Source organism: Lysobacter tyrosinilyticus, assembly GCF_054779815.1.
The window spans coordinates 111,301-127,459 of sequence record NZ_BAAGXN010000014.1 but is presented as its reverse complement, the minus strand read 5'-3'; the positions used below and the strand labels follow the sequence as shown (position 1 = coordinate 127,459).

General features: G+C 63.0%; 28 protein-coding genes. All 28 read left to right on the top strand.

The features are described from left to right. Positions 1–6 precede the first annotated feature (6 nt). Positions 7–1,197: an elongation factor Tu gene (gene tuf, locus ACYVGK_RS17000; protein ID WP_460735883.1), complete on the top strand. Its 1,191-nt coding sequence runs from the start codon at positions 7–9 to the stop codon at positions 1,195–1,197. Positions 1,198–1,644: 447 nt separating this feature from the next. After that, positions 1,645–1,956, top strand: a complete 312-nt coding sequence (gene rpsJ, locus ACYVGK_RS16995) for a 30S ribosomal protein S10 (RefSeq protein ID WP_460735881.1) — start codon at positions 1,645–1,647, stop codon at positions 1,954–1,956. 11 nt (positions 1,957–1,967) lie between these two features. After that, entirely contained in the window at positions 1,968–2,624 is a 657-nt protein-coding gene (gene rplC, locus ACYVGK_RS16990; RefSeq protein WP_460735879.1) for a 50S ribosomal protein L3, read from the top strand. Between the two features lie 2 nt (positions 2,625–2,626). After that, positions 2,627–3,232: a 50S ribosomal protein L4 gene (rplD, locus tag ACYVGK_RS16985; protein ID WP_460735877.1), complete on the top strand. Its 606-nt coding sequence runs from the start codon at positions 2,627–2,629 to the stop codon at positions 3,230–3,232. Further along, positions 3,229–3,525, top strand: a complete 297-nt coding sequence (rplW, locus tag ACYVGK_RS16980) for a 50S ribosomal protein L23 (RefSeq protein WP_460735875.1) — start codon at positions 3,229–3,231, stop codon at positions 3,523–3,525. Before rplD ends, rplW begins: the two co-directional genes overlap by 4 nt. Positions 3,526–3,535: 10 nt before the next feature. Continuing rightward, entirely contained in the window at positions 3,536–4,363 is an 828-nt protein-coding gene (gene rplB / locus ACYVGK_RS16975; RefSeq protein ID WP_460735873.1) for a 50S ribosomal protein L2, read from the top strand. Between the two features lie 6 nt (positions 4,364–4,369). Further along, on the top strand, positions 4,370–4,639 hold the full coding sequence (gene rpsS, locus ACYVGK_RS16970) for a 30S ribosomal protein S19 (protein WP_187711364.1): 270 nt from the start codon (positions 4,370–4,372) through the stop codon (positions 4,637–4,639). 10 nt (positions 4,640–4,649) lie between these two features. Beyond that, on the top strand, positions 4,650–4,985 hold the full coding sequence (rplV, locus tag ACYVGK_RS16965) for a 50S ribosomal protein L22 (protein ID WP_460735871.1): 336 nt from the start codon (positions 4,650–4,652) through the stop codon (positions 4,983–4,985). A gap of 14 nt (positions 4,986–4,999) precedes the next feature. Then, a complete protein-coding gene (gene rpsC, locus ACYVGK_RS16960; protein WP_187711366.1) occupies positions 5,000–5,764 on the top strand; it encodes a 30S ribosomal protein S3 in 765 nt (254 codons plus the stop codon). Between the two features lie 6 nt (positions 5,765–5,770). Continuing rightward, a complete protein-coding gene (rplP, locus tag ACYVGK_RS16955; RefSeq protein WP_460735869.1) occupies positions 5,771–6,184 on the top strand; it encodes a 50S ribosomal protein L16 in 414 nt (137 codons plus the stop codon). Continuing rightward, positions 6,184–6,369: a 50S ribosomal protein L29 gene (gene rpmC / locus ACYVGK_RS16950; RefSeq protein WP_460735867.1), complete on the top strand. Its 186-nt coding sequence runs from the start codon at positions 6,184–6,186 to the stop codon at positions 6,367–6,369. Before rplP ends, rpmC begins: the two co-directional genes overlap by 1 nt. A 9-nt stretch (positions 6,370–6,378) precedes the next feature. Then, the gene (gene rpsQ / locus ACYVGK_RS16945; protein WP_056136006.1) at positions 6,379–6,648 is read left to right on the top strand and encodes a 30S ribosomal protein S17; all 270 of its coding nucleotides are present in this window, start codon (positions 6,379–6,381) and stop codon (positions 6,646–6,648) included. Between the two features lie 15 nt (positions 6,649–6,663). Next, complete coding sequence (gene rplN, locus ACYVGK_RS16940) at positions 6,664–7,032, top strand: 50S ribosomal protein L14 (protein WP_056136003.1); 369 nt, start codon at positions 6,664–6,666, stop codon at positions 7,030–7,032. A gap of 14 nt (positions 7,033–7,046) precedes the next feature. After that, positions 7,047–7,355: a 50S ribosomal protein L24 gene (gene rplX, locus ACYVGK_RS16935; protein ID WP_460708572.1), complete on the top strand. Its 309-nt coding sequence runs from the start codon at positions 7,047–7,049 to the stop codon at positions 7,353–7,355. Position 7,356: 1 nt separating this feature from the next. Further along, entirely contained in the window at positions 7,357–7,899 is a 543-nt protein-coding gene (gene rplE, locus ACYVGK_RS16930) for a 50S ribosomal protein L5 (protein WP_460735865.1), read from the top strand. A gap of 21 nt (positions 7,900–7,920) precedes the next feature. After that, positions 7,921–8,226 carry a 30S ribosomal protein S14 gene (gene rpsN, locus ACYVGK_RS16925; RefSeq protein WP_460735863.1) on the top strand — a complete coding sequence of 102 codons (306 nt, stop codon included), beginning with the start codon at positions 7,921–7,923 and terminating at the stop codon, positions 8,224–8,226. A gap of 125 nt (positions 8,227–8,351) precedes the next feature. After that, positions 8,352–8,747: a 30S ribosomal protein S8 gene (gene rpsH / locus ACYVGK_RS16920; protein ID WP_460735861.1), complete on the top strand. Its 396-nt coding sequence runs from the start codon at positions 8,352–8,354 to the stop codon at positions 8,745–8,747. Positions 8,748–8,762: 15 nt separating this feature from the next. Further along, positions 8,763–9,290 (top strand): 50S ribosomal protein L6, encoded by a 528-nt coding sequence (gene rplF, locus ACYVGK_RS16915; RefSeq protein WP_460735859.1) that lies wholly within the window; start codon positions 8,763–8,765, stop codon positions 9,288–9,290. A 29-nt stretch (positions 9,291–9,319) separates the two neighbouring features. Next, complete coding sequence (gene rplR / locus ACYVGK_RS16910; protein WP_460735857.1) at positions 9,320–9,676, top strand: 50S ribosomal protein L18; 357 nt, start codon at positions 9,320–9,322, stop codon at positions 9,674–9,676. A 223-nt stretch (positions 9,677–9,899) separates the two neighbouring features. After that, positions 9,900–10,448 (top strand): 30S ribosomal protein S5, encoded by a 549-nt coding sequence (gene rpsE / locus ACYVGK_RS16905; RefSeq protein WP_460735855.1) that lies wholly within the window; start codon positions 9,900–9,902, stop codon positions 10,446–10,448. Beyond that, on the top strand, positions 10,441–10,647 hold the full coding sequence (rpmD, locus tag ACYVGK_RS16900; protein WP_460735853.1) for a 50S ribosomal protein L30: 207 nt from the start codon (positions 10,441–10,443) through the stop codon (positions 10,645–10,647). The genes rpsE and rpmD overlap by 8 nt, the downstream gene beginning before the upstream one ends. Beyond that, positions 10,647–11,087 (top strand): 50S ribosomal protein L15, encoded by a 441-nt coding sequence (gene rplO / locus ACYVGK_RS16895; RefSeq protein WP_460736121.1) that lies wholly within the window; start codon positions 10,647–10,649, stop codon positions 11,085–11,087. The genes rpmD and rplO overlap by 1 nt, the downstream gene beginning before the upstream one ends. A 117-nt stretch (positions 11,088–11,204) precedes the next feature. Further along, complete coding sequence (secY, locus tag ACYVGK_RS16890) at positions 11,205–12,560, top strand: preprotein translocase subunit SecY (RefSeq protein ID WP_460735851.1); 1,356 nt, start codon at positions 11,205–11,207, stop codon at positions 12,558–12,560. A 365-nt stretch (positions 12,561–12,925) separates the two neighbouring features. Then, positions 12,926–13,282, top strand: a complete 357-nt coding sequence (gene rpsM / locus ACYVGK_RS16885; protein WP_460735849.1) for a 30S ribosomal protein S13 — start codon at positions 12,926–12,928, stop codon at positions 13,280–13,282. Positions 13,283–13,295: 13 nt separating this feature from the next. Then, a complete protein-coding gene (gene rpsK / locus ACYVGK_RS16880) occupies positions 13,296–13,691 on the top strand; it encodes a 30S ribosomal protein S11 (RefSeq protein WP_187711379.1) in 396 nt (131 codons plus the stop codon). A gap of 14 nt (positions 13,692–13,705) precedes the next feature. After that, entirely contained in the window at positions 13,706–14,335 is a 630-nt protein-coding gene (rpsD, locus tag ACYVGK_RS16875; protein ID WP_460735847.1) for a 30S ribosomal protein S4, read from the top strand. Between the two features lie 154 nt (positions 14,336–14,489). Continuing rightward, a complete protein-coding gene (locus ACYVGK_RS16870; RefSeq protein ID WP_460735845.1) occupies positions 14,490–15,488 on the top strand; it encodes a DNA-directed RNA polymerase subunit alpha in 999 nt (332 codons plus the stop codon). Between the two features lie 194 nt (positions 15,489–15,682). Beyond that, complete coding sequence (gene rplQ, locus ACYVGK_RS16865; protein WP_460735843.1) at positions 15,683–16,054, top strand: 50S ribosomal protein L17; 372 nt, start codon at positions 15,683–15,685, stop codon at positions 16,052–16,054. Positions 16,055–16,159: the final 105 nt, after the last annotated feature.

Below are 16,159 nucleotides of genomic sequence, written 5' to 3'. Positions count from 1 at the left end.
CATACCATGGCTAAGGGTAAGTTCGAGCGCACCAAGCCCCACGTAAACGTCGGCACGATCGGCCACGTGGACCACGGCAAGACCACGCTGACGGCGGCGCTGACGAAGGTGGGCGCTGAACGTTTCGGTGGCGAATTCAAGGCATACGACGCGATCGACGCGGCGCCGGAAGAAAAGGCGCGCGGCATCACGATCTCGACCGCACACGTCGAGTACGAAAGCCCGAACCGTCACTACGCGCACGTGGACTGCCCGGGCCACGCCGACTACGTGAAGAACATGATCACCGGTGCCGCCCAGATGGACGGCGCGATCCTGGTGTGCTCGGCCGCTGACGGCCCGATGCCGCAGACGCGCGAGCACATCCTGCTGTCGCGTCAGGTCGGCGTGCCGTACATCGTCGTGTACCTGAACAAGGCCGACATGGTGGACGACGCCGAGCTGCTGGAACTGGTCGAGATGGAAGTGCGTGAACTTCTGTCGAAGTACGAGTTCCCGGGCGACGACACCCCGATCATCCACGGTTCGGCTCGTCTGGCGCTGGAAGGCGACCAGTCGGAAATCGGCGTGCCGTCGATCATCAAGCTGGTCGAGGCGCTGGACACCTGGATCCCGCAGCCGGAACGCGCGATCGACAAGCCGTTCCTGATGCCGGTGGAAGACGTGTTCTCGATCTCGGGCCGCGGCACCGTGGTGACCGGCCGTATCGAGCGCGGCGTGATCAAGGTGGGCGACGAAATCGAAATCGTCGGTATCCGTCCGACCCAGAAGAGCACGGTCACGGGCGTGGAAATGTTCCGCAAGCTGCTGGACCAGGGTCAGGCGGGCGACAACGCCGGTCTGCTGCTGCGCGGCACCAAGCGTGACGACGTGGAGCGCGGCCAGGTGCTGGCCAAGCCGGGTTCGATCACCCCGCACACCGAGTTCGAAGGCGAAGTCTACGTGCTGTCGAAGGACGAAGGCGGCCGTCACACCCCGTTCTTCAAGGGCTACCGTCCGCAGTTCTACTTCCGCACCACCGACATCACCGGTGCGGTGCAGCTGCCGGAAGGCGTGGAAATGGTCATGCCGGGCGACAACATCAAGATGGTGGTCACCCTGATCAACCCGGTGGCGATGGACGAAGGCCTGCGCTTCGCGATCCGCGAAGGCGGTCGTACCGTCGGCGCCGGCGTGGTGGCGAAGATCCTGAAGTAAGTAGCGGTACGGGTTGTTCCGGCCTGAACCGGCCGGAACAACTCCCGCCGTCGGGTCGGCCGCAGGGCCGGTCAACGTCGGGTTGGGTGGGTGGGCTTGCAAAGGCCCACTGATACCCCCTAGAATGCAAGACCCTCGCGGCCGTCCGTCTATCGGACGACCGCGAACCAGCGAAATGAGGTGCAGGAAGCGCTTCGTTTTCGCCAGACATGGAAATGTCGCGCGGCAGCGCTCCGTCCGTCCCGAAAGATAGTTCGGGGCACTAATGACGGGGCCGTTTGCGCGTTCATCACATCCAGTCTGGGCGGATCGGGCAACCGGTCTGCCTTTGTTTTTGAAGGTTTTCCGGGGTTTGGTGCGATCCCGGCGAAGTTAGAGCACCAAAATCCAGGGGTCCGGCACACCTAGTTGTCGGGCCTGTCGCTCTTTAATGAAGGAGTTTCCGCCATGGCGGACCAAAAGATCCGGATCCGGCTCAAAGCGTACGATCATCGCCTGATCGATCGCTCGGCCAGCGAGATCGTCGAGACGGCCAAGCGTACTGGTGCCCAGGTCAAGGGCCCGATCCCGCTGCCGACCAAGATCGAGCGTTACACCATTCTGACCTCGCCGCACGTCGACAAGGACGCGCGTGACCAGTACGAAACCCGCACGCACAAGCGCGTGCTCGACATCGTCGACCCCAACGACAAGACCGTGGACGCGCTGATGAAGCTCGAGCTCGCGGCGGGCGTCGACGTGCAGATCAAGCTGACCTGAGGACGACCAAGATGAGCGCGAAGAAGTATTCGCTCGGCATCATCGGTCGCAAGGCCGGCATGAGCCGTTTCTTCACCGCCGACGGCAAGTCGGTTCCGGTGACCCTGATTGAAGCCACCCCGAACCGCATCACCCAGATCAAGACGGTCGAATCCGACGGCTACAGCGCCGTGCAGGTGACCGCTGGCGTGAAGCGCGCCTCGCTGCTGAGCAAGCCCGAAGCTGGCCATCTGGCCAAGGCCAAGGTTGAAGCCGGCCGTGGCCTGTGGGAACTGCGCGTCGAAGCCGACCAGATCGGTGGTTTCGAAGTCGGTGGCGAAATCAAGGCTGACATTTTCGAAGCTGGCCAGATCGTCGACGTCCAGGGCGTCACGAAGGGCAAGGGCTTCCAGGGCACCATCAAGCGCTGGAACTTCACCATGGGTGACGCCACCCACGGTAACTCGCTGTCGCATCGCTCGCCGGGCTCCATCGGTCAGCGCCAGACGCCGGGTCGCGTGTTCCCGGGCAAGAAGATGTCCGGCCACATGGGTGACGTGCAGCAGACGACGCAGGGCCTGGAAGTGGTCAAGGTCGACGCCGAGCGCGGCCTGATCGCGATCAAGGGCGCGGTTCCGGGTGCTCCGGGCGGCGACGTGATCGTGCGTCCGTCGAGCAAGGGAGTCTGATCATGGAACTCACCATTACCAATAGCAGCAAGACGCTGTCGGTCTCCGACGCGATCTTCGGTCGCGAATTCAGCGAAGACCTGGTTCACCAGGTTGTCGTTGCCTACCGCAACGCCGGTCGCGCAGGCACCAAGGCGCAGAAGACCCGTGCCGAAGTCAACGGCACGACCAAGAAGTCGAAGAAGCAGAAGGGCGGCGGTGCACGTCACGGCGCTCTGACCGCTCCGATCTTCGTCGGCGGCGGCGTGACCTTCGCGGCCAAGCCGCGCAGCTTCGCGCAGAAGGTCAACCGCAAGATGTACCGCGCCGCGATCGCCGCGATCCTGTCGGAACTGAACCGTCAGGGCCGCATCAAGGTCGTCGAGTCGTTCGACGTCGAAGCCGCGAAGACCTCGGGCCTCGTCGCCAAGCTCAAGGGCCTGGAAGTCGGCAAGCGTCCGCTGATCGTTACCGAAGACGCCAACGAGAATCTGTACCTCTCGGCGCGCAACCTGCCGTACGTCGAAGTGCGTGACGTCCAGGGCCTGGATCCGGTTGCCCTCGTTGGCGCCGACTCGGTCGTGGTCACCGCCGACGCGGTCAAGAAGATCGAGGAGTGGCTGGCATGAACGACGCCAAGCTCTACAGCATCATCCGCGCACCGCGCGTGTCTGAAAAGACCGCACGTCTGCAGGAAGTTTCCAACCAATACGTCTTCGAAGTCGCGAACGAAGCCACCAAGGCCGACATCAAGGTCGCCGTGGAAAAGCTGTTCGCCGTCAAGGTCGAAGCGGTCAACGTCGTGAACGTGAAGGGCAAGAACAAGTCCTTCAAGTTCCGCTCGGGCCGCCGCGGCGATTGGCGCAAGGCGTACGTGACGCTGGCCGAAGGCCAGTCGATCGACGTGATGGCCACGGCCTGAGGATAGATTCATGGCATTGATGACTTTCAAGCCCACCTCCGCCGGTCGCCGTAGTGCGGTCCGCGTGGTGACGCCGGGCCTGCACAAGGGCGCGCCGCACGCGGCCCTCGTTGAGGCCAAGAGCAAGACTGGTGGCCGTAACCACCACGGCCGCATCACCACCCGTCACATCGGTGGTGGCCACAAGCAGCACTACCGCATCATCGACTTCAAGCGCGACAAGGTCGGCATCCCCGCCCGCGTCGAACGCATTGAATACGATCCGAACCGCACCGCGCACATCGCGCTGCTGTGCTACGTCGACGGTGAGCGTCGCTACATCATCGCGCCGAAGGGCCTGAAGGATGGCGACCAGGTGATCTCGGGCCGCGAAGCCCCGATCCGCGTCGGCAACACGCTGCCGCTGAGCAACATCCCGGTCGGTACCACCGTGTGCTGCGTCGAAATGAAGCCGGGCAAGGGCGCCCAGCTGGCCCGCGCGGCCGGCGCCAGCGTCTACCTGGTCGCTCGCGAACAGGGTTACGCCACGCTGCGTCTTCGCTCCGGCGAAATGCGCAAGGTGCCGGTTGACTGCGCTGCGACCATCGGTGAAGTCGGCAACGACGAACACAACCTCGAGAAGCTCGGCAAGGCCGGCGCCAAGCGTTGGCGCGGTATCAAGCCGACCGTCCGCGGTGCGGCCATGAATCCGGTCGACCACCCGCACGGTGGTGGTGAAGCCAAGGCCGGCCAGGGTAATCCGCATCCGGTCACCCCGTGGGGTGTTCCGACCAAGGGTTACAAGACCCGCAAGAACAAGCGCACCACGCAGTTCATCGTGCGCGATCGTAGGAGCTAATCGGCCATGGCACGTTCACTGAAGAAAGGCCCGTTCGTCGACCACCACCTGATGAAGAAGGTGGAGACCGCGGGCAACAACAAGAAGCCGATCAAGACCTGGTCGCGTCGTTCGACGGTCCTGCCGGAGTTCGTGGGTTTCACCATTGCCGTGCACAACGGCAAGAACCACATTCCGGTGCTGGTCAACGAGCAGATGGTTGGCCACAAGCTCGGCGAGTTCGCCCTGACCCGTACCTTCAAGGGTCACGGCGGCGATAAGAAGTCGGGCAAGTAAGGAGATGACCATGGAAGCGAAAGCCATCCTGCGCTCTGCGCGCATCTCCCCCCAGAAGGCCCGCCTGGTCGCTGACCAGGTCCGTGGTCTGCCGGTCGCCCGTGCCCTTGACCTGCTCAAGTTCTCCGACAAGAAGGCCGCCGACATGATCTACAAGATCGTGTACTCGGCCGTCTCCAACGCCGAAAACAACCTCGGCGCGGACACGGACGAACTCAAGGTCAAGACCATCATGGTTGACGAAGGTCCCGCACTGAAGCGCTTCATGGCGCGTGCGAAGGGCCGCGGCACCCGCATCCTCAAGCGCACCAGCCACATCACTGTGGTTGTTGGCGCGGGCAAGTAAGGCGGAGCATAGATATGGGTCACAAAGTACATCCGACCGGCATCCGCCTTGGCATCTCCAAGGATTGGACCTCCAAGTGGTTCGCCGGCAAGAAGCAGTACGCCGGCTTCCTGGCGGCCGACCTCAAGGTTCGCGAGATGCTGCGCAAGAAGCTTGCACAGGCTGGCATCTCCAAGATCCTGATCGAGCGTCCGGCCAACAACGCCCGCGTCACGATCCACACCGCCCGTCCGGGCGTGGTGATCGGCAAGCGCGGCGAGGACATCGAGAAGCTGCGTAAGGAAGTCAGCGACGTGATGGGCGTTCCGGCGCACATCAACGTCACCGAAGTCCGCAAGCCCGAACTGGACGCACAGCTGGTCGCCGAGTCGATCGCGCAGCAGCTGGAGCGTCGCATCATGTTCCGCCGCGCCATGAAGCGTGCGGTCGGTAACGCGATGCGCCTGGGCGCGCTGGGTATCAAGGTGAATGTCGCCGGCCGTCTCAACGGCGCCGAAATCGCGCGTTCGGAGTGGTACCGCGAAGGTCGCGTGCCGCTGCACACGCTGCGTGCCGACATCGACTATGGCTTCGCTGAAGCCAAGACGACCTACGGCATCATCGGCATCAAGGTATGGGTCTACAAGGGCGAAATCTTCGATTTCTCCCAGGTTGGCCAGGAAAAGCAGGACGATTCCGCGGCCCCGCGCGCTGAGCGTGGTGACCGTCCGGACCGTGGCGACCGCAAGGATCGCAACGACCGTCCCGGCCGTGGCCGTCCGGCCCGCGAAGCGAGGTAATTGACCATGTTGCAACCCAAGCGAACCAAGTATCGCAAGATGCACAAGGGCCGCAACGATGGCCTGAGCTGGAATGCGAACGCTGTCTCCTTCGGCGAATACGGCCTGAAGGCAACCATGACCGGCCAGCTGACTGCTCGCCAGATCGAGGCTGCACGTCGTTCCATCAGCCGCTACGTCAAGCGCGGCGGCAAGATGTGGATCCGCGTGTTCCCCGACAAGCCGATCACCAAGAAGCCGATCGAAGTCCGAATGGGCTCCGGTAAGGGCAACGTGGAGTACTGGGTCGCCCAGATCCAGCCCGGCCGCATGATCTATGAGATCGAAGGTGTGGACGAAGCCACGGCACGCGAAGCGTTCCGTCTGGCCGCGGCCAAGCTCTCGGTCACCACCACTTTCGTGACCCGTACGGTGCGCTAATGGAACTGAAAGAACTCCGCGCGAAGTCGGCCGACGAGCTGAAGGCCCACCTGGCCGAACTGCACAAGGAGACGTTTGCTCTCCGCATGCAGAAGGCTACCGGCCAGCTCGCCAAGACCCACGAAGTCCGCCGCGTGCGCCGCGAGATCGCTCGCGTCAACACGCTCCTCGGACCGAAGAAGTAAGGACCCGCCATGACCGACAACAAAACAGAGAAGGCGCTGCGCACGGTAGAAGGCCGGGTCGTTAGCAACAAGATGGACAAGACCGTGACGGTCCTGGTGGAACGCCAGGTCAAGCACGCTCTGTACGGCAAGTACATCCGTCGCTCGACCAAGCTGCACGCCCACGACGCCGACAATTCGTGCAACGAGGGCGATATCGTCCGCGTCGCCGAATGCGCGCCGATGTCCAAGACCAAGAACTGGCGCGTGGTGACGATCGTCACTCGTGCGGCCGAATAAGAGGAGGGCTGACTCATGATCCAGATGCAGAGCTACCTCGACGTGGCTGACAACTCGGGTGCCAAGGAAGTGATGTGCATCAAGGTGCTGGGCGGCTCCAAGCGCCGTTACGCCGGCATCGGCGACATCATCAAGGTCACCGTGAAGGACGCGATTCCGCGTGGCAAGGTCAAGAAGGGCGACGTCTATGACGCCGTCGTGGTCCGCACCCGCAAGGGCGTTCGTCGCCCGGACGGCTCGCTGATCCGCTTCGACGGCAACGCCGCCGTGCTCCTGAACAACAAGCAGGAACCGATCGGTACCCGCATCTTCGGGCCAGTGACCCGCGAGCTGCGTACTGAGAAGTTCATGAAGATCGTCTCGCTGGCACCTGAAGTGCTCTGAGCGGAGGAATTGAGATGAACCGTATCCGCAAGGGCGACCAGGTAGTCGTCACCGCTGGCAAGGACAAGGGCAAGAAGGGCGACGTGATCCGCGTGGCTGGCGACAAGGTCGTCGTGTCCAACGTCAACGTCATCAAGCGCCACACCAAGCCGAACCCGCAGGCCGGCCAGCCCGGCGGCGTGATCGAACGTGAAGCGCCGATCCACATTTCCAACGTGATGCTGTTCAACCCGGCCACCGGCAAGGGCGAGCGCGTTGCATTCAAGGTCCTGGAGGATGGACGCAAACTGCGTGTGTTCCGCTCCAGCGGCGAGGCTATCTGACATGAGCACCCGTCTCGAAAAGTTCTATAAGGACGAAGTCGTCCCGGCCCTCACCAAGAAGTTCGGTTACACGAACCCGATGGAAGTGCCGCGCCTGTCCAAGATCACGATCAACATGGGCGTTGGCGAAGCTGCCACGAACAAGAAGATCCTGGAAAACGCCGTCGCCGATCTGACCAAGATCGCCGGTCAGAAGCCGATCGTGACGAAGAGCCGCGTGTCGGTGGCTTCGTTCAAGATCCGTGACGGCTGGCCGATCGGCTGCAAGGTCACGCTGCGTCGCGCGCACATGTTCGAGTTCCTCGATCGCCTGATCAACGTTTCGCTGCCGCGCGTCCGCGACTTCCGCGGCGTGTCGGGCCGTTCGTTCGACGGTCGCGGCAACTACAACATGGGCCTGAAGGAACAGATCATCTTCCCGGAAATCGACTTCGACGCCGTCGACGCGGTCCGTGGCATGGATATCGCCATCACGACCACCGCCAAGACCGACGCCGAAGCCAAGGCGCTGCTCGAAGCGTTCCGCTTCCCGTTCCGTAACTGATTTCGACGAGAGATATACATCATGGCCAAGACCTCGATGATCAACCGCGAAATCAAGCGGAAGAAGCTGAACAAGCAGCACGGCGCCAAGCGCGTCGCGCTGAAGAAGATCATCTCCAGCACGACCGCGTCGTACGAAGAGAAGATCGAAGCGGCGACCAAGCTGCAGAAGCTGCCGCGTGACTCCTCGGCCAGCCGCCAGCGCAACCGCTGCGAACTGTCGGGCCGCTCGCGTGGCGTCTACCGCAAGTTCGGCCTCGGCCGCAACATGCTGCGCAAGGCGACCATGAACGGCGACGTTCCGGGCCTGCGCAAGGCCTCCTGGTAAGCAACAAGGCCGGCAAGTCTGCTAGACTTGCCGGCTGCTTTACCCGCCGGGCCCGCCCGACGGCACAACTGAAGACTGAAAACCGCAATCCCGCGGATATCGGTGCTACTCATAGGTGACTTTTAATGAGCATGACTGATCCCATTGCCGACATGCTGGTGCGCATCAAGAATGCCGCCGCTGTCCGGAAGCAGACGGTGAAGATGCCGTCGTCCAAGATCAAGACCGCGATCGCCGGCGTTCTCAAGAGCGAAGGCTACATCGCTGATTTCCGCGTGACCCAGAACGGCGCCAAGGCCGAGCTCGAAGTCGTGCTGAAGTATTACGAAGGCAAGCCCGTCATTGAGCGCCTCGAGCGCTATTCGCGTTCTGGCCTGCGCCAGTACCGCGGCAAGGACGCGCTGCCGAAGGTCCTTGGTGGCCTCGGCGTCGCCATCATTTCCACCTCCAAGGGCATCATGACCGATGCGCAGGCGCGCCAGCAGGGCGTCGGCGGTGAAGTCCTGTGCTTCGTGGCCTAACAGGAGCTCGCTAACATGTCTCGTGTAGCCAAGAAGCCGATCGCCCTGCCGAAGGGTGTTGAAATCAACGTGTCCGTCGACAGCATCAGCGCCAAGGGCCCGAAGGGCACCCTGAGCATTGCCAAGCCGGCCGGCATCGAACTGAAGGTCGACGGCGGCAACGCCGTGTTCTCGACCGAAAATGCCGCGCAGATCGCCCTGACCGGTACCCTGCGCGCCATCCTCGCCAACATGGTGAAGGGCGTGTCCGAAGGCTTCGAGCGCAAGCTCGAGCTGGTCGGCGTGGGTTACCGTGCTGCCATGCAGGGCAAGGACCTGAACCTGTCGCTGGGCTTCTCGCACCCGGTGGTCCTGCAGGCTCCGGCCGGCATCACCATCGCCACCCCGACGCAGACCGAAGTCATCGTCAGCGGCGCCGACAAGCAGCAGGTCGGTGAGTTCGCGGCCAAGATCCGCGGTGTCCGTCCGCCGGAGCCGTACAAGGGCAAGGGCGTGAAGTACGCCGGCGAAGTCATCATCCGTAAGGAAGCGAAGAAGGCCTAACCGGGTCTTCGGCTTTCGGAGAACAGAACATGAGCATCAAGAACACTGCCCGTCTGCGTCGCGCCAAGTCGACCCGCGCACACATCCGCGAACTCGGCGTGCCGCGCCTGACCGTGCTGCGCACGGGCCAGCACCTGTACGCCCAGGTCTTCACTGCCGACGGTTCCAAGGTCCTGGCTGCCGCCTCGACCACGCAGGCCGACGTCAAGGATGGTCTGAAGAACGGCAAGAACGCCGAAGCCGCTGCCAAGGTTGGTCGCGCCATCGCCGAGAAGGCCAAGGCTGCTGGTGTCGAAAAGGTCGCTTTCGACCGTTCGGGCTACCGCTTCCACGGTCGCATCAAGGCCCTGGCCGACGCCGCGCGCGAAGGCGGCCTGCAGTTCTGATTCAGCGCGGCGGAACTTTTCCGCCGCGAATCGCACAGAAAGCTAGGCGGACTCCGGTCCGCCGTCCGCTTGAAAGCATGGAGGTTCGCCTCCACGCAGTGCCAACCTGCCGGTGTGGACTACACCGGGCGCGCTGTCGGATTGCCGGTTTCGCGAAACACCCGCTACAGCCAACAACGATAAGCGGCCACGCCGCAAATCCCTTAACTACTGAGTTATCAAAATGGCAGAAGAACAACGTGCACCGCGTGGACGCGATCGTGATCGCGGCCCCCGCGAGGAAAAAGTCGATGACGGCATGATCGAAAAGCTGATCGCGGTCAACCGCGTCAGCAAGACGGTCAAGGGCGGTCGCCAGTTCACCTTCACCGCGCTGACGGTGGTGGGCGACGGCAACGGCAAGGTCGGTTTCGGTTACGGCAAGGCGCGCGAAGTGCCGGTCGCGATCCAGAAGTCGATGGAATATGCCCGCAAGAGCTTCGTCAACGTCGATCTGAACAACGGCACTCTGTGGCATTCGGTCAAGTCCGGCCACGGTGCAGCCCGCGTGTTCATGCAGCCGGCTTCGGAAGGTACCGGCGTGATCGCCGGCGGTGCGATGCGCGCCGTGCTCGAAGCGGTTGGCGTGAAGAACGTGCTGGCCAAGGCCACCGGTTCGCGCAACCCGATCAACCTCGTGCGCGCCACGCTGCGTGGCCTGGGCGAGATGCATTCGCCGGCCAAGATCGCAGCCAAGCGCGGCAAGAAGGTGGAGGATCTGAACCATGGCTAAGAAGGAAGCGGCGGCTGAAGCCGTCAAGACCGTCAAGGTCCGCCTGGTCAAGGGTCTGCGTGGTACCCAGGCGCGTCACCGTCTGTCGGTGAAGGCGCTGGGCCTGAATAAGCTCAACGATGTGCGTGAACTGAAGGACAGCCCGTCTGTGCGCGGCCTGATCACTCAGCTCCACTACCTCGTTCGCGTGGAGGAGTAATCAATATGCGTCTCAACACTCTGCAGCCCGCCGACGGCGCCCGTACCGAACGCAAGCGCGTCGGTCGCGGTATCGGTTCCGGCCTGGGCAAGACCGCAGGTCGCGGTCACAAGGGTTCGTTCGCTCGTTCCGGTAAGGGCAAGATCAAGGCGGGCTTCGAAGGCGGCCAGATGCCGATGCAGCGTCGTCTGCCGAAGATCGGCTTCCGTTCGCTGATCAAGAAGGACACCGCTGAAGTCCTGCTGTACGCGCTGGACAAGCTCGATGCCGGTGATATCGACCTGGCCGCCCTCAAGGCCGCCAAGCTGGTGCCGCCGAACGCCAAGCAGGCCAAGATCGTGAAGAAGGGCGAGCTCACCAAGAAGTTCGTGCTGAAGGGACTGCTGGCTACGGCCGGCGCCAAGGCCGCAGTCGAAGCGGCCGGCGGTTCCATCGCCTAAGTAACAAGCGTCGCCCGTCGGCAACGACGGGCGACGTCTACGTTTGTGCGGGTACGGCATGGCGCCGTAACCACGGAAGAATTCCAAGTAGCGCGATCAACTCGGAGCGGCATCAAGATGGCGAAAACCAGCAACGCAATGGCCGGCATCGGCGGCGGACTCGGTAAGTTCACCGAGCTGCGTCAGCGTCTGCTATTTGTCGTCGGCGCCCTGATCGTCTACCGCATCGGTTGCTACATCCCGGTGCCGGGCGTCAACCCGGACAAGATGCTGGAGCTGATGAAGACCCAGCAGGGCACCATCGTGGACATGTTCAACATGTTCTCGGGTGGCGCGCTGCATCGCTTCAGCCTGTTCGCGCTAAACGTGATGCCGTACATCTCGGCGTCCATCATTGTGCAGCTGCTGACTCAGATCGTGCCGAGCCTGAAGGCCATCCAGAAGGAAGGCGAGTCGGGCCGTCGCAAGATCAATCAGTGGTCGCGCATGGGCGCGATCCCGCTGGCCGTATTCCAGGCCTGGGGCATTGCGACGGCGCTGCAGAGCGGTGGCGCGGCCCAGGGCATTCCGGTGGTCTACAACCCGGGTCCGGGCTTCATCGTGACCGCGGTGATTGCACTGACCGCCGGCACTATGTTCCTGATGTGGCTGGGTGAGCAGGTCACCGAACGCGGTATCGGCAACGGTGTCTCGCTGATCATCTTCTCGGGCATCGTCGCGGGCCTGCCGGCCGCGGTGATCGGCATGTTCGAACAGATCCGCAACGGCGACATGAATGCCATCGCGGCGATCGTCGTGGTCGCACTGGTGCTGGGCTTTACCTTCTTGGTGGTCTTCGTGGAGCGCGGCCAACGTCGCATCACGGTCAATTACGCGCGCCGCCAGGGTGGCCGCAGCGCGTACATGAACCAGTCGTCGTTCCTGCCGCTCAAGCTCAACATGTCGGGCGTGATCCCGCCGATCTTCGCCTCGAGCATCGTGATGTTCCCGGCGACCGCTGCGGCCTGGTTCAGTCAGGGCAGCTCGGCGACATGGTTGCAGAAGCTGGCGCAGATGCTCAATTCCGGACAGCCGCTGCACATGATCCTGTATGCGTCGCTGATCATCGGCTTCGCGTTCTTCTACACAGCGCTGGTGTTCAACTCGCAGGAAACCGCCGACAACCTCAAGAAGTCGGGCGCACTGATCCCGGGTATTCGTCCGGGTAAGGCCACCGCCGACTACGTCGACGGCGTGCTGACCCGCCTGACCGCGGCCGGTGCGATCTACCTGGTCCTGGTCTGTCTGCTGCCGGAAATCATGCGCACGCAGCTGGGCACCTCGTTCTACTTCGGTGGCACGTCGCTGCTGATCGTGGTGGTGGTGATCATGGACTTCATTGCGCAGATCCAGGCGCATCTGATGTCCCACCAGTACGAAAGCCTGTTGAAGAAGGCGAACCTCAAAGGTTCGCGTGGCGGCCTCGGTCGCTGATTGAAAACAACGCGGTTCCGGCTTGGCCGGAACTGATTGGCGGACCGGAAATCCTTCCGGCCGCAACGAATCCCGGTTGGCGCCGGGGTTCAGATGGGCGACTCGGGCGGCGTCTCGCGCACGAGTGGTTCCGGGCCTTTCGCGCACCAGAGTAGTGCGCGGGGCCGGGCAGGGCGGTGCTCCCAGAAGGAGGTCCGCCGGGTTCGGCCAGTTCGGAACTGTCGCCGGAGCATGGGCACACTCCCCATGCCGAGTAGTGGGACTTCGGTCCCAGTGCTTCCAAGTAACCCGAGACCCTGTTAACATCTCTTGTTCACTCCGCCGGGTTCATACCCCGGCTGCCAAACCAGTTGGAGAATCGCGTTATGGCGCGTATTGCTGGCGTCAACCTGCCTGCCCAGAAGCACGTCTGGGTCGGGCTGCAAAGCATCTACGGCATTGGCCGTACCCGTTCGAAGCAGGTCTGCGAATCGGCGGGTGTCACCTTGTCGACCAAGATCCGTGACCTGTCGGAACCGGAAGTCGAGCGCCTGCGCTCCGAGATCGCGAAGTTCGTGGTCGAAGGTGACCTGCGCCGCGAGATCGGCATGTCGATCAAGCGTCTGATGGACCTGGGCAGCTATCGCGGCCTGCGTCACCGCCGCGGTTTGCCGCTGCGTGGTCAGCGCACCCGTACCAATGCACGTACCCGCAAGGGTCCGCGCAAGGCCATCAAGAAGTAAGGGGTAGACAACCATGGCCAAGCCGGCTGCTGCTGCCAAGACCAAGAAGAAGATCAAGCGTGTCGTCACCGACGGCATCGCCCACGTCCACGCTTCTTTCAACAACACCATCATCACGATCACCGACCGCCAGGGCAATGCGCTCTCGTGGGCGACTTCGGGCGGCGCGGGCTTCCGCGGTTCGCGTAAGTCGACCCCGTTCGCCGCGCAGGTTGCTGCCGAAAAGGCCGGTCGTGCTGCCCTCGATTACGGCCTGAAGACGCTCGAAGTGCGTATCAAGGGTCCGGGTCCGGGTCGCGAGTCCGCCGTTCGTTCACTGAACAACGTCGGCTACAAGATCGCCAACATCATCGACGTCACGCCGATTCCGCACAACGGCTGCCGTCCGCCCAAAAAGCGTCGCGTCTGAGGAGCTGAAGACACATGGCTCGTTATATTGGTCCCAAGTGCAAGCTCTCCCGTCGTGAAGGCGCCGACCTCTCGCTGAAGTCGCCCGTCCGCGCTCTCGACTCGAAGTGCAAGCTCGAACAAAAGCCCGGCCAGCATGGCCCGACCGCCCGCAAGGGCAAGCTGTCGGACTACGCCACGCAGCTGCGTGAGAAGCAGAAGGTCAAGCGCATCTACGGCTTGCTGGAGCGTCAGTTCCGCAACTACTACAAGAAGGCCTCGAACAAGAAGGGCAACACGGGTGAAAACCTGCTGCAGCTCCTCGAGACCCGTCTTGACAACGTCATCTACCGCATGGGCTTCGCTGTGACCCGTCCGGCTGCTCGCCAGCTGGTCTCGCACCGCGGCGTCACGGTCAACGGCAAGTCGGTCAACCTGCCGTCGTACCAGGTCAAGGCCGGCGACGCGATCGCTCTGTCGGAGCGTGCCCAGAAGCAGATGCGCGTGCAGGAATCGCTGGGCGTCGCCGCTCAGATGGACCTGTCGCCGTCGTGGGTCGAAGTTGATGCCAAGAAGTTCGCTGGTGTGTTCAAGGCCGTGCCGGATCGTTCCGACCTGCCGGCCGACATCAACGAAGCGCTGATCGTCGAGTTGTACTCGAAGTAAGGCCAAGCGCGACCCGAAAGGGTCGCCTTCGCCAAAACCCAGGCTGGTGCGCTCTGCGCACCGGCCTCTCCCTCGATAAGAGGGAGCTCCAAAAGCCTCAGCCAGTCGTCGTTACCCCCCAACGAACGAAGGCATTGACGGAGAACGCAACAACATGACGGTTACCGCCAACCAGGTACTGCGCCCGCGTGGTCCCCAGATCGAACGCATCTCCGGCCATCGCGCCAAGGTCGTGATCGAACCGCTTGAGCGCGGCTACGGCCACACCCTCGGCAACGCGCTGCGTCGCGTGCTGCTGTCGTCGATCCCCGGCTTCGCGATCACTGAAGTCGACATCGACGGCGTGCTCCACGAGTACACCACGGTCGAAGGCCTCGAAGAGGACGTGCTGGAAGTCCTGCTGAACCTCAAGGACGTCGCCATCCGCATGCACACGGGTGACAGCTCCATGCTGTCGCTGAGCAAGCAGGGTCCGGGCATCGTTACCGCGGCCGACATCAAGACCGACCACAACGTCGAGATCCTCAACCCGGAACACGTGATCGCGCACCTGACCAAGGACACTGCGCTGAACATGCGTCTGAAGATCGAGCGCGGCTTCGGCTACCAGCCGGCTGCTGCCCGTCGTCGTCCGGATGAAGAAACCCGCGCGATCGGCCGCCTGATGCTGGATGCGTCGTTCTCGCCGGTCCGCCGCGTTGCCTACGCCGTGGAAGCCGCGCGCGTCGAACAGCGCACCGACCTCGACAAGCTGGTGCTGGATATCGAAACCAACGGCACGATCGATGCCGAGGAAGCCGTGCGCACCGCCGCCGACATCCTCAGCGATCAGCTGTCGGTGTTCGGTGACTTCACCCACCGCGACCGTGGCGCTGTCAAGCCGCAGACCGGCGGTGTGGATCCGATCCTGCTGCGTCCGATCGACGACCTCGAACTGACCGTGCGTTCGGCCAACTGCCTCAAGGCCGAGAGCATCTACTACGTCGGCGATCTGATCCAGAAGACCGAAGTCGAACTGCTCAAGACCCCGAACCTCGGCAAGAAGTCGCTCACCGAGATCAAGGAAGTGCTGGCGCAGCGTGGACTCTCGCTCGGCATGAAGCTTGAGAATTGGCCGCCGGCGGGCATTGCCTCGCACGGCATGATGGGCTGACTCAGTAAGTAACAAGCGATCCCCGCCAATGGCGGGGATCGCCGCAAGAACTGCAACACCACTCGACGAACCCGAAGGTTCGCGACACGCCGATCAGGGAATAGGTCGGCCCGGACCAGCCGCAGTCCAAGCTCCAACGCCAGGATGGCGACAGCGAAATCCAATAGTTCCAACATTCAACAGGAATCCAAGTCATGCGCCACCAGAAGTCGGGTCGTGCCCTCAGCCGCACCACCGCCCATCGCGAAGCGATGTTCAGCAACATGGCCGCCTCGCTGATCAAGCACGGCCTCATCCGCACCACCCTGCCGAAGGCCAAGGAGCTGCGTCGCGTCGCCGAGCCGCTCATCACCCTCGCCAAGGTCGATGGCGTCGCCAACCGTCGTCTTGCCTTCTCGCGTCTGCGCGACAAGGAAGCCGTGGGCACGTTGTTCACCACCCTGGGCCCGCGCTACGCGACCCGTCCGGGCGGTTACCTCCGCATCCTCAAGTGCGGTTTCCGCGCTGGCGACAACGCGCCGATGGCCTACGTTGAACTGGTCGACCGTCCGGAAGCTGCGAAGTAAGCGCTTCAGGCGTCGCGATCGTTGCGCGCCAGGTTGTATCGACATGAAAGCTCCGGCCCGCGCCGGAGCTTTCGTCGTTTAGGCCGATCAAAAAATGCCGTCGGT